Source organism: Aquipseudomonas alcaligenes (genome assembly GCF_003205495.1).
GTDB classification, from domain to species: Bacteria; Pseudomonadota; Gammaproteobacteria; order Pseudomonadales; family Pseudomonadaceae; genus Aquipseudomonas; species Aquipseudomonas alcaligenes_B.
On sequence record NZ_QJRX01000004.1, the window covers coordinates 321,726 to 333,875 of the forward strand.

At 65.8% G+C, this 12,150-nt stretch carries 9 protein-coding genes; 6 read left to right on the plus strand and 3 right to left on the minus strand.

Annotated features, from left to right (window positions below; all coding sequences use genetic code 11):
* The first annotated feature begins 775 nt into the window (after nt 1–775).
* Entirely contained in the window at nt 776–3,346 is a 2,571-nt protein-coding gene (locus DMO17_RS09450; protein ID WP_110682232.1) for an EAL domain-containing protein, read from the plus strand.
* A 75-nt stretch (nt 3,347–3,421) separates the two neighbouring features.
* Here DMO17_RS09450 and DMO17_RS09455 read toward each other — a convergent pair whose 3' ends face one another.
* Nucleotides 3,422–5,626, minus strand: a complete 2,205-nt coding sequence (locus tag DMO17_RS09455; protein WP_110682233.1) for an OsmC domain/YcaO domain-containing protein — start codon at nt 5,624–5,626, stop codon at nt 3,422–3,424.
* Between the two features lie 239 nt (nt 5,627–5,865).
* On the opposite strand from DMO17_RS09455, the gene DMO17_RS09460 reads away from it, so the two are divergent.
* The 3 genes from DMO17_RS09460 (at nt 5,866) to eco (ending at nt 7,551) form a co-directional block, all read left to right on the plus strand.
* Nucleotides 5,866–6,558: a GNAT family N-acetyltransferase gene (locus DMO17_RS09460; RefSeq protein WP_110682234.1), complete on the plus strand. Its 693-nt coding sequence runs from the start codon at nt 5,866–5,868 to the stop codon at nt 6,556–6,558.
* Between the two features lie 112 nt (nt 6,559–6,670).
* Complete coding sequence (locus tag DMO17_RS09465) at nt 6,671–6,973, plus strand: hypothetical protein (protein WP_110682235.1); 303 nt, start codon at nt 6,671–6,673, stop codon at nt 6,971–6,973.
* Between the two features lie 101 nt (nt 6,974–7,074).
* Nucleotides 7,075–7,551, plus strand: coding sequence for a serine protease inhibitor ecotin (eco, locus tag DMO17_RS09470; protein WP_110682236.1), 477 nt, complete (start codon nt 7,075–7,077; stop codon nt 7,549–7,551).
* Between the two features lie 40 nt (nt 7,552–7,591).
* Here the strand turns inward: eco and DMO17_RS09475 are convergent, their stop codons facing one another.
* A complete protein-coding gene (locus DMO17_RS09475; RefSeq protein ID WP_110682237.1) occupies nt 7,592–8,566 on the minus strand; it encodes a cyclase family protein in 975 nt (324 codons plus the stop codon).
* 127 nt (nt 8,567–8,693) lie between these two features.
* Here DMO17_RS09475 and DMO17_RS09480 point away from each other — a divergent pair, with 127 nt between their 5' ends.
* Both DMO17_RS09480 and DMO17_RS09485 read left to right on the plus strand, forming a co-directional pair.
* On the plus strand, nt 8,694–9,581 hold the full coding sequence (locus DMO17_RS09480) for a LysR family transcriptional regulator (protein WP_110682238.1): 888 nt from the start codon (nt 8,694–8,696) through the stop codon (nt 9,579–9,581).
* Between the two features lie 89 nt (nt 9,582–9,670).
* The gene (locus tag DMO17_RS09485; RefSeq protein ID WP_110682239.1) at nt 9,671–11,686 is read left to right on the plus strand and encodes a peptidase U32 family protein; all 2,016 of its coding nucleotides are present in this window, start codon (nt 9,671–9,673) and stop codon (nt 11,684–11,686) included.
* Nucleotides 11,687–11,729: 43 nt separating this feature from the next.
* Here the strand turns inward: DMO17_RS09485 and DMO17_RS09490 are convergent, their stop codons facing one another.
* Complete coding sequence (locus DMO17_RS09490) at nt 11,730–12,020, minus strand: putative quinol monooxygenase (RefSeq protein ID WP_110682240.1); 291 nt, start codon at nt 12,018–12,020, stop codon at nt 11,730–11,732.
* Nucleotides 12,021–12,150: the final 130 nt, after the last annotated feature.

Sequence of the window (12,150 nt, forward strand, 5' to 3'; positions counted from 1 at the left end):
GTGGTTTTTCTTGGCGCTGCGCGCATGGGTCGTTGCCACGCTGCGCGAGGCATTGGGAGAGCAAAAGCGTGTAGCCCGGATGCAATCCGGGAAAGGCCCAACACCCAAATCCCGGATTACATCCGGGCTACACAAATGGTTTGGCGCCAGCCCCTCTCCCGCCAGCGGGAGAGGGATTCAGACAACGAGCCTTCAGGCAACACCAAACGCCCCCTTCAGGAGGCCGAACGGAATCGTTGCGGAAGGGAGCGAGCCGCATGGATGCGGCGAGAGGCTTAAAGGGCCAGGGACGGCCCTTGTAAGCCGGCCCCTGGAGCGACGATGGAGTGAGGGAACCCCGCCGCAGGCGGGGCCGGATGTCGGGGGCAAGCGTTTTTGGTTACTTTTTCCGCGACTGGAAAAAGTGACCCGCCCAGCAGGGCGGAACCAATGCCCCAGCCAACACGCAAACGAGCAGCGGCACATAATCAAACCAGCGCGTAGTCCGGATGCAATCCGGGAAAGGCCCAACCCCCGACTCCCGGATTACATCCGGGCTACCCAAACGGTTTGGCACCTGCCCCCCTCCCGCCAACGGGAGCCCCCTGATGCGGTTGCGGGGCATTCGGCATATCCTAAAGGCCTGCCAGGCCGCACCGGCCTGTGCCGAGAGGCCGGCCCTGGGGCGCCGATGCGGCTGAGCGGGCTACCCCTGCATGCCGCAGCCACTCTGTGGCTACACTGGCAGTGATAAGAATAAAAGGCCGTCAACGGCCACCAACGGAGGCACCATTACGTGCACCAGGTAGTCCGCATTCTGGTGGGAGTTCTGCTGGCCTGTCTGAGCCTCAATGCCTGGTCAAAACCGGGGCCGATCGAGATTACCCCGGCGTCGACGATCCAGGCCCACTTCGAGTTCTGGGAAGACGTCACGGGCGAAGCCTCGCTTGAGCAGGTGGCAAGCCTGCCGGACGAGCGCTGGTCACTGGTGCCCGAGGGCCGCGCCACATTCGGCCTGACCCAGTCGGCCTACTGGCTGCGCTTTTCGGTCAGGAATCCAACCCCGATTCACCAGAACCTGATTGCCGAACTGGCCTACTCACAGCTGGACGATGTGGTCTTCCACGTGCTGGATGACGGCGTTGCAGTCAAAACGCTGAGGACGGGTGACAGCCAGGCGTTCTACCCACGCGATGTGGATTACCCGAGCATGCTGTTGCGCGTGCCGCTGGCCCCCGGGGAGATGAAGGCCGTGTTTGTCCGCATAGCGACGAGCGGGAGCATGGTCGTCCCCCTGATGATCTGGCGCGAGCAGGCGTTTTTCGAATCCGCGGCCAACGAACTCAAGCTGCACTTTTTCTACTACGGCTGCATCTTCGTCATCATCCTGATCAACCTCGCCGTATTCCTGAGCCTGCGCGAAAGGCTCTACCTCTACTACGCACTCGCCCTGGTCGGCTACCTGCTGTTCTTTGCCTCGATCAAGGGCTTCAGTTTTCAACACCTCTACCCCGGCCTGCCGCAGCTGCACGCCAGGATGCTGCTGATCTCGATACCGGCCCTGGCCCTGTTCTCGCTGCTGTTCTGCCGGGAGTTCCTGAACACCCGTGTCAGCACGCCGAGGCTGGATAAGCTGCTGATCGGGATGATGGTCTTCGAATTGCTGTACCTCTTCTGCGCGCCCTTCCTGGACTATTACCGGGGCATTCAGCTGGCTTCATTCTCGGCCCTGGTCTTCTTCTCGCTGCTGCTGGCTGCCGGCCCGATCGCCTGGGCAGCCGGGGTGCGCGCCGGGGTATTTTTCACCCTGGCCTGGACGCCCCTGACGATTGGCGTCATGGCCACGGCAGGCAGAGCGCTCGGAGTCTTCCCGGAAAACTTCTTCACGGAAAACGCGATGCAGCTGGGCTCGGGCATCGAAGCCTTCATCCTGACCCTGGCCCTGGCAGACCGCCTGTATCGGGAACGTGAAGACAAGATCATCGCCCAGGCGGCCAGCCTGCAGGAGGCACAATCGCGAAATGTCGCCCAGAAGCAGCTCACCGAGGCGCTGACCCATGACCCGGTGACCGGCCTGCCCAACCGCAACCGTTTCGAGCTGATGGTGGATCAACAGCTGCAACAACACCCCCAGCGCCATTACATGGTGGGCCTGGCGCGCATTACCCGCCTGGATGAAATCAACCGCACCCTGGGCCTGGCCAGAAGCGAATGGGTCATGAAATGCGTGGCACGGCAGATGGCCGAGCTGGCCGCCGGCTTGCCCTTCATCCACGTCAGCCTCGACGACCAGGGCCGCGAAGAACGCGTGTACCACCTCTCCGGCGACTGTTTCTGCCTGCTGGTGGACATGGATAGCGCCGACAACGACTTTGCCGCCCTCAACCGCGCGCTCAGGCGCCTGGCCGAACCCTTGCAACTGGATCACCTGGCCATCGAGCTACGTCCGCGCTTCGGCGCTGCCGCCTACCCCCAGCACGGCCAATCGGCTGCCGAGCTGATCCGCAACGCCCATGTCGGCATGGAAATCGCGCCCCGCAGCGGCAATGAAACCGGCATCTACTCGAGCAAATACGACATTTACAGCGAGAGCCGCCTCACGCTGATGACCGACCTGCGCAATGCCCTGCAGCAGGGTCAGCTGATGCTGCATTACCAACCCAAACAGAACATCGCATCCGCACAGATCGAGGGCATAGAAGCCCTGGTGCGCTGGCACCATGCTGAGCGTGGCTGGGTAAACCCGGCCGACTTCATCCCGCTGGCCGAAGAAACGGGCATGATCAGCCAGCTCACCCACTGGGTGATCCAGCAGGCCACCCGGGACCTGGCAGACCTGCGCCAGACATACCCGGCGTTGACGGTCGCGATCAATCTGTCGGCGCGCGACCTGGAGTCTGCCAACCTCAGGACCGTGCTGGAAATGGCGCGCCAGCACCATCGGCTGCCGGCCGACGCCATCACCCTGGAAATCACCGAGACAGCGGCCATGCGCGACCCCGAAAGCAGCCTGCAGGCGCTGAATGGTCTGGCCGCGCTGGGCTACAAGATCTCCATCGACGACTTTGGCAGCGGCTACTCCTCGCTCTCCTACCTCAAGCAACTGCCCGCCTCGGAACTCAAGCTGGATCGCTCACTGATTCATGACATCTGCACCAGCGAGAACGCCGATGTCATCGTCTCGACCACCATCCAGATGGCGCACAGCCTCGGCTATCACGTGGTCGGCGAAGGGATCGAGAACCGCGAAACAGCCAACCGCCTGAAAACCGGGCAATGCGACTCGCTACAGGGCTTCTGGCTGTGCCGCCCCGCACCGATCGAGGAACTTCGACAGTGGCTGGCCGAGTTCGACAGCGCTCAATAGTCCACAGTCCGCGCTCCAGCCGGGCCTGAGGCGAGCGCCAGGCTCTATGCGGCCAGCGCTCGCGCAAGCCGGGGCTCAGCTGGCCAGCCCCGCCGCCCTGGCCCGCGCCGCATGCAGCTTCTTGTAGCTGTCGATCAGGCGCAGGTGCCTGTCGAGGCCCTCCAGCTGCAGGCTGGTCGGGGTCAGGCCATAAAAGCGTACGCTACCGTTGACCGAACCGATGGCCGCGTCCATCCGCTCGTTGCCGAACATGCGACGGAAGTTGGCCTCGTAGTCGGCCAGTTCCAGGTCGTCGTCCAGCTGCACCTCCAGCACAACGTTGAGCGCCTGGTAGAACAGGCCGCGCTCGACGGTGTTGTCGTTGTACTGCAGGAAGGCCTCGGTCAGCGCCTTGGCCTCGTCGTACTTCTTCAGGGCGAGGTAGATCAGCAGCTTCAGTTCGAGGATGGTCAGCTGGCCCCACACGGTGTTGTCGTCGAACTCGATGCCGATCAGCGTGGTGATGTCGGTGTAGTCGTCGACCTCGCACTGCTCCAGGCTCTTGAGCAGGCTCTTCAGGCGCAGGTCGCTCAAGCTGTGCAGGTTGAGGATGTCGGAGCGGAAGATCAGCGCCTTGTTGGTGTTGTCCCAGATCAGGTCCTCGACCGGATAGATTTCCGAGTAGCCGGGCACCAGGATGCGGCAGGCATTGGCGCCGAGGTCGTCGTACACCGCCATGTACACCTCCTTGCCCATGTCCTCGAGGATGCCGAACAGGGTCGCGGCCTCCTGGACGTTGGAGTCTTCGCCATGGCCGGAGAAGTCCCACTCGACGAACTCGTAGTCGGCCTTGGCGCTGAAGAAGCGCCAGGACACTACGCCGCTGGAGTCGATGAAGTGCTCGACGAAGTTGTTCGGCTCGGTCAGTGCCTGGCTCTCGAAGGTCGGCGCCGGCAGGTCGTTGAGGCCCTCGAAGCTGCGGCCCTGGAGCAGCTCGGTAAGGCTGCGCTCCAGCGCCACCTCGAAGCTCGGGTGCGCTCCGAAGGAAGCGAACACACCGCCGGTGCGCGGGTTCATCAGGGTCACGCACATCACCGGGAATTCGCCGCCGAGCGAGGCGTCCTTGACCAGCACCGGGAAGCCTTGCTCCTCCAGGCCCTGGATGCCGGCGACGATGCCGGGGTACTTGGCCAGCACCTCCTGCGGCACGTCCGGCAGGGCCAGTTCGTTCTCCAGGATTTCGCGCTTGACCGCACGCTCGAAGATTTCCGACAGGCACTGCACCTGCGCCTCGGCCAGTGTGTTGCCGGCGCTCATGCCGTTGGACAGATACAGGTTCTCGATCAGGTTGGACGGGAAGTACACCACCTCGCCGTCCGACTGGCGCACGAAGGGCAGCGAGCAGATGCCGCGCGCCTTGTTGCCCGAGTTGGTGTCGTACAGGTGCGAGCCGCGCAGCTCGCCGTCCGGGTTGTAGATGGCCAGGCAGTAGTCGTCGAGGATCTCTTCCGGCAGCGCGTCCTTCGGCCCCGGCTTGAACCAGCGCTCGTTGGGGTAATGGACGAAATCGGCGTTGGCGATCTCCTCGCCCCAGAACTGGTCGTTGTAGAAGAAGTTGCAGTTCAGCCGCTCGATGAACTCGCCCAGCGCCGAGGCCAGCGCGCTCTCCTTGGTGGCGCCCTTGCCGTTGGTGAAGCACAGCGGCGACTGCGCGTCGCGGATATGCAGCGACCAGACGTTGGGCACGATATTGCGCCAGGAGGCGATCTCGATCTTCATCCCCAGGCCGGCGAGGATGGCCGACATATTGGCGATGGTCTGTTCCAGCGGCAGGTCCTTGCCGAGGATGCGCGTGCCCTCGCCCGCGGTCAGCGCCGGCATCAGCAGGGCCTGGGCGTCGGCGTCGAGGTTGGCGACTTCCTCGATGACGAAGTCGGGGCCGGTCTGCACCACCTTCTTCACCGTGCAGCGGTCGATGGAGCGCAGGATGCCCTGGCGGTCCTTGTCGGAGATGTCCGCCGGCAGCTCGACCTGGATCTTGAAGATCTGCTTGTAGCGGTCTTCCGGGTCGACGATGTTGTTCTGCGCCAGGCGGATGTTGTCGGTGGGGATGTTGCGCGTCTGGCAGTACAGCTTGACGAAGTAGGCCGCACACAGTGCCGAGGACGCCAGGAAGTAGTCGAACGGCCCCGGCGCCGAGCCGTCGCCCTTGTAGCGGATGGGCTGGTCGGCAATCACCGTGAAGTCATCGAACTTGGCTTCGAGCCGCAGGTTGTCGAGAAAGTTGACTTTGATTTCCATGGGGGTACCGGACGCAGGCAAGACAAAATGGCCGCCATTATCCGGCTTTTGCGCGGGAAGTCTTGTTTGGCCGACGCGCAGGCTTTTCTGCCCCCCACGTCGAGCCGGTGCTGCGAAACTTGTGGGAGCGGGCCCAGCACCAGAGCCCATCACGGCTAGAGCCGCTCCCACGCAAAGCACCGCACGCATCGCGATACAATGACGCCTCACAGCCGCCCTGCCCCGGAACCCGCTATCCGATGTTCACCCTCAGCCACCAGACCACCCCGCCGCCCGAGTCCCTGAAAAGCCAGGTACTGCAGATGGTGGTTGACTACTTCAGCGACCTCAGCCCGGCACCGCTGACGCCGAGCAACCCGCTGTACCAGCTGTACCAGTACGTGATCGGCTACGAGGTGCACCTGTACCTGCAGGCCATGGGCGGCGACCCGGCCAGCAGCGCCCGGCTGATCCTGGCGCTGGACGACGAAGACCCGTCGCGCGTGCTGGGCTTCGCCCTCTACCTGCCCAGCGCGGACGACCCCGACGCCTGCACCCTGCTCTACACCGCCGTGCAGGCCAGCCAGCGCCGCCACGGCATCGCCCGCGCCATGCTGCGGCAGATGCAGCTGCTGCACCCGCATGCCGCGCTGGCCTGCGTGGCCAGCCGGGTGCCGACCTTCGAGGCGCTCGGCTTTCGCGTACTCGGCGCGCGCGGCCCGCAGGTGCTGATGAACAGCCGCGCGCAGGCCTCGGACGGCTGGGTGGCGGTGCAGGACCTGGCGCCGATCTTCCAGTCCAAGGAGGTGCGGCAGATCCATGCCTACCTGGTCAAGCAGCACGGCGAGCGAGCCATGCGCGATGCGGAGAAGCAGCGCGACCGCCTGCTCGACCAGCTGGCACGCCAGGCCGAGACGCTGCTGGCCGAGCAGCGGGCCAGGCGCCTGCAGTGAGGCACGCCTGCAGACACCATCACAGTTGCGCAAACTCGCCACCCCGGCATTGAACCTTCGCGCCCGCGGCGGCCCTAAGGCTTCTCTGCATTCCGCCATCGGGAGCCCGACCATGCACCTTCTCGCCCGCCTCTGCCTGCTCAGCGCCGCCACCCTGCCCCTGACCGCCTGCTTCGACCAGGAGCCGGACCCGCTGCAGAGCCAGATCTGCATCTACAACACCGATCCCCAGGCGCAACGCTGCAAGGCCGGGCAGATGGCCTGGTTCCGCCCGGAGGGCGGCCAGCAGATCAGCGAACAGATGGCCCTGAGCGTGGCGGCCGCCTACTGCGACTTCAGCCAGCAGATCATGCACAACCGCGCCGGGGTGGTCTGCGTGTTCACCGACCAGCGCCTGAGCAGCGTGCCGCAATAACGCAGGACTGGCCAACGGCCGGAACTTGATCTATCCACAGGGGTCTCTGCTAGCCCGCCCACCGGGCGCGGCCCACCAGGCCCCTTGTGCAAGGACACCCCATGAACATTCGCCAGCTCCCGCTCTTCGCCCTCGCCTGCGCCCTGCCCCTGGCCGCCTGCGCCGCCACGCCCGAGGCGCTGAAGCCCTACCCGGCGGCGGCCGCGGGCCAGCAGCGCCATGTGATCGAGCTGCCGGCCCAGGCCGACGAGGATGACTACCGGGTGGAGCTGATCGCCGGCAAGACCCTGGAAGTGGACTGCAACCGCCACAGCCTGGGTGGCCAGTGGCAGCGCAAGAGCGTGCCAGGCTGGGGCTACGACTACTACGAACTGGAGCGGGTCGGCCCGCCGCGCAGCACCCTGATGGCCTGCCCGGACGGCAGCCGCCAGCAGGCCTTCGTCGCGGTCGGCGGCGAGCCCCTGCTGGTGCGCTACAACAGCAGGCTGCCGCTGGTGGTCTACACCCCGGCCGATGTGCAGGTGCGCTACCGCATCTGGTCGGCGGCGCCGGACAGCAGCCCGGCGAAGGCGCAGTAAGCGCCGAGGCCGGCGACGCCAAGCGCCGCCGGCCCGTGGCTCAGTCGATCGGCAGGGCGACCGGGCGCATGGGGGCACCGTCGGCACCCTTCAGGCGCAGCGGCGCGCCGAACCAAGCGAACTGGTGCACCTTGTCTGCCGCCAGGCCCTCCAGGTTGACGTTCTGCATGATCGGCACGCCCTTGATCGAGAGCATGGAGCTGTGCACCGGAATCCAGTTGTCCTGCTCCTTGGACGGCCAGACATCGGTGCTGATGTTGTCGACGCCTATCACCACGGCGCCGCCATCGGCGAGGAAGTCGGCGGCCTCGCGGGTCAGGCCCGGGGTGTTGTGCATGTAGCGCTCGGCGTCGCGGAACCACTGCATGCGCCCGGTGCGCACCATCACCACGTCGCCGCTCTCCAGCTTCACGCCCTGCTGGCGCGCAGTGTTCTTCAGGTCGTCGACGCTGATGCCGTAGGACTCGGGCAGCACGTCCACGCCCTTGTAGGCGGCCACGTCGAGCAGCACGCCACGCGCGATGATCGGCGGGTACTTCTCCACCCCGGCCTTGTGCCAGCCGCGGTCGCCCAGGTTGTCCTCGGTGCTGAAGCCGTTGTAGATCTTGCCCTTGAGGCCGAAGTGCGACAGCGCGTCGATGTGCGTGCCGGTGTGGGCGTACATGGAGATGGCCGAGCCGGAGTAGCTGATCAGGCTGTTCTTCTCCTTGCCCAGGCCGTTGGGGTCGTCGACGATCGTGCCCTGCGGCGTGTGCACGTTCCAGATCTGGTAACGCGGCTGGCCGAGGAAGTAGTAGCTGGGCATGCCGACGTAGTACTCGACGCTGAGGTCGTAGACCTTGCCGCTGTTGATGCGCTGCACCACCTTGAGGATCGACTCGGGTGTGATGCGGTTCAGCGCGCCGATCTCGTCGGCGGGGCCCCAGGGGCTCTGGCCCACGGTATCGGTCGGGGCGGCCTGCGCCAGGCCGGCCAGGCCGAGGGAAAGGGCGGCGCCAATCATCAGGTGTTTCATGGTTGCAACTCCAGGCAGTGGATTCGCAGTCCAAGTTACGGCTGGGACTGATATGGAAAAACGGCTATAAAGCGAAAGTACTTTTCGCGTTTCGCGAAAAATTCAGCCGCAAACCGAGGGGACACCGATGGACAGGCTGCAGGCCATGCACTGTTTCGTGCGGGTGGTGAAGCTCGGCAGCTTCTCCGCCGCCGCCCGCGAACTGGGCTACTCCAATGCCAGCGTGAGCAAGTACATCCGCCAGCTGGAAGCCTGGACGCAGAACCTGCTGCTGCAGCGCAGCACGCGCAGCCTGCAGCTCACCGAGGCTGGGCAGAGCTTCTATGACTACTGCCTGCGCGTGGAACAGGAGACCCTGGCCCTGGAGGACCAGCTGCAGCTCGACCGCGAGCAGGTCGGCGGACGCCTGGTGGTGTCCGCCCCGGTGTCCCTGACCCTGCGCCTGCTCGGCCCGGCCCTGCTCGACTTCCAGCACCAGCACCCGAACCTGCAGCTGGAGCTGCGCATGAGCGACCAGGCCGTGGACCTGGTACGCGACGGCATCGACCTGGCGCTGCGCGCCAGCGCCGAGCTGGGCGATTCGAGCCTGATCGCCGCACCGCTGCTGCCGCTGCCGCGCCTGGTCGTCGCCAGCCCGACCTACCTGCAGCGCCACGGCGAGCCGCAGCAGCTGGCCGACCTGGGCCACCACAACTGCCTGGTGTACAGCCGCGGCAGCGATGCCTCGGCCTGGGCCTTCCGCCAGGGCGATGGCCTGGAGACCGTGCAGGTACGCGGCAACCTGGCGGCGGACAACAGCCTGATGCTGATCCAGGCCCTGCTCGCCCACCAGGGCCTCGGCCTGATGCCGCGCGCGCTGATCGAGGCGGAACTGGCCAGCGGCGCGCTGGTGCCGGTGCTGCGCGACTGGCAACCGCTGGCGCGCACCCTGCACGTGCTCTACCCCAACCGCCAGTACCTGCCGCGCCGGGTGAGCGCCCTGATCACCTTCCTCAAGGCGCGCTTGCGCGGCTGAGGGCGCCAGCGATCGGCGCGGGGTGCCCTGCCCGGCGCGCCCCGCTACAATGCGCGCCTTGCCGTGCCACGCCCGAAGAAGAAAGCGCCATGTCCCTGCCGAAGAACCATCTGGAACTGCTCAGCCCCGCCCGCGACGTCAGCATCGCGCGGGAGGCCATCCTGCATGGGGCCGACGCCGTGTACATCGGCGGGCCGAGCTTCGGTGCGCGGCACAACGCCTGCAACGAAGTCAGCGAGATCGCCGAGCTGGTGAAGTTCGCCCGCCGCTACCACGCGCGGGTGTTCACCACCCTCAACACCATCTTCCACGACGACGAGCTGGAGCAGGTGCGCACGCTGATCCATCAGCTGTACGACGCCGGCGTCGATGCGCTGATCGTGCAGGACATGGGGGTGATGGAGCTGGATATCCCGCCGATCGAGCTGCATGCCAGTACCCAGACCGACATCCGCACCCTGGACCGGGCCAAGTTCCTCGACCAGGCCGGTTTCTCCCAGCTGGTGCTGGCGCGCGAGCTGAACCTGCAGGAAATCCGCGCCATCGCCGACGCCACCGAAGCCTCCATCGAGTTCTTCATCCACGGTGCGCTGTGCGTGGCCTTCTCCGGCCAGTGCAACATCTCCCATGCGCAGACCGGCCGTAGCGCCAACCGCGGCGACTGCTCGCAGGCCTGCCGCCTGCCCTACACCCTGAAGGACGACCAGGGCCGCGTGGTTGCCTTCGAGAAGCACCTGCTGTCGATGAAGGACAATAACCAGAGCGCCAACCTGCGCGCGCTGGTCGAAGCCGGCGTGCGTTCGTTCAAGATCGAGGGACGCTACAAGGACATGGGCTACGTGAAGAACATCACCGCCCACTACCGCCAGCTGCTCGACGCCATCCTCGAAGACCGCCCGGACCTCGCCCGCGCCTCCAGCGGCCGCACCGCGCACTTCTTCCAGCCCGACCCGGACAAGACCTTCCACCGCGGCAGCACCGACTACTTCGTCACCGAGCGCAAGGTCGACATCGGCGCCTTCGACTCGCCGACCTTCACCGGCCTGCCGGTGGGCCATGTCGAGAAGGTGGGCAAGCGCGACCTGATCGCCGTCACCGACACCCCGCTGTCCAACGGCGACGGCCTCAACGTGCTGGTCAAGCGCGAGGTGGTGGGCTTTCGCGCCAACATCGCCGAGCTGAAGAATGAATTCGTGGAAGACGGCGAGCCGCGCTACCGCTACCGCGTCGAGCCCAACGAGATGCCCGAGGGCCTGTTCCGTCTGCGCCCCAACCACCCGCTGTCGCGCAACCTCGACCACAACTGGCAGCAGGCGCTGCAGAAGACCTCGGCCGAGCGCCGCATCGGCGTGAGCTGGAAGGTTGCGCTGCGCGAGGAGCAGCTCAGGCTCACCGCCACCAGCGAGGAAGGCATCAGCGTCGAGGCGACTCTGGACGGCCCGTTCGGCGTGGCCAACAAGCCTGAGCAGGCGCTCGACGGCCTGCGCGACCTGCTGACCCAGCTCGGCACCACCGACTACCACGCCCTGGACGTGGCGCTGGACGCCCCGCAGGCGTTCTTCGTGCCCAACTCGCAGCTCAAGGCGCTGCGCCGCGAGGCCATCGAGCAGCTCACCGAGGCGCGCATCGCCGCCCACCCGCGCGGCAGCCGCAAGGCCGAGACCAGCCCGCCGCCGGTGTACCCGGAGTCGCACCTGTCGTTCCTCTACAACGTCTACAACCAGAAGGCCCGCGACTTCTACCACCGCCACGGGGTGCAGCTGATCGACGCGGCCTACGAGGCCCACGAGGAGGAAGGCGAGGTGCCGGTGATGATCACCAAGCACTGCCTGCGCTTCTCCTTCAACCTCTGCCCCAAGCAGGCCAAGGGCGTCACCGGCGTGAAGACCAAGGTGGCGCCGATGCAGCTGATCCACGGCGACGAGGTGCTGACCCTGAAGTTCGACTGCAAGCCCTGCGAGATGCACGTGGTGGGCAAGATGAAGGGCCATATCCTCGACCTGCCGCAGCCGGGCAGCGCCGCGGCGAGCAAGATGGTCGCCAGCATCAGCCCGGAAGACCTGCTCAAGACCATCCGCAACAAGCCGACCGGCTACAGCCACTGACGGCCGTAGCCCGGATGCCATCCGGGAACGCCGCCCTGAGAGTTCAGGCGCTGAGCATCTCGATCTCGCGGATCTCGAAGTCGCGGCGCAGGTAGTCCATGCGCCGTTCGCTGAACTCGCGCATGTGCGGCAGCGCCGTGTGCTCGGCAAAGGCCTCGCGCGACGCCCACACCTCGAAGAAGATGAACAGGCTCGGATCGGCCGCATCGCGCAGCATGTGGTACTGCACGCAGCCCGGCTCGGCGCGGCTGGGCTCGACATAGGCGCGGAACAGCCGCTCGAAGGCCTCGGCCTGCTCGGGTTTGGTGTGGGCGTGAAGGATGAAGCCGTACATGGTGGACTCCGCAGGGATGATGCTCACACCCTAGCGCAACAGCAGCGCAAGCATTCATGACATATCGGCAATAATCATTTGCCTGCGGGCGGCTGTTTCAGGGGCGCCCGCCTGCGTAACCTGCCGGCCA